Source organism: Alteromonas sp. G4i13 (assembly GCF_054960505.1).
Genome location: NZ_JBHNYX010000132.1, coordinates 1 through 406, shown reverse-complemented (window position 1 = coordinate 406; position 406 = coordinate 1). Strand labels below are relative to the sequence as shown.

Below are 406 nucleotides of genomic sequence, written 5' to 3'. Positions count from 1 at the left end.
CTTTTCTTTGGCTTAACGAGTAGTCCCTCGCTCCTTAAGTAAGTAAAAAAGCCATCTCGACCTAGTTTAATCCCATGCTCAACCAGCTTTGGTTTTATAAGTTTATAGAGCTTGCGCGTCCCTATTTGTGGCATAAACTTACGCCAATAAAGTACCCACTCTTTAATCACCGATAGCTCTGTTCTTCTATGCTCCATACGAGAAACAGCCTGGTAAACCGACTGTCTCGATATTCCCACAACCCGGCATGCTGCCGCCAAATTTATTTCTTTTCTTGTTTTGGCTTGCCAGACGTACCGGATAAGTACTTTTTTCTGAGACCCGCTCCATACTCGTTATCCATAATATCTACCATTCCATTAAGGATTTTATTACGGAGCTTTTCGTCAGCTAATTCTCTCTCGAG

General features: G+C 42.4%; 1 pseudogene. It reads right to left on the bottom strand.

The annotated features are described in order from the left end of the window. Window positions 1-406, bottom strand: a pseudogene (locus ACFI6J_RS21625) (IS3 family transposase); the annotation flags it as partial.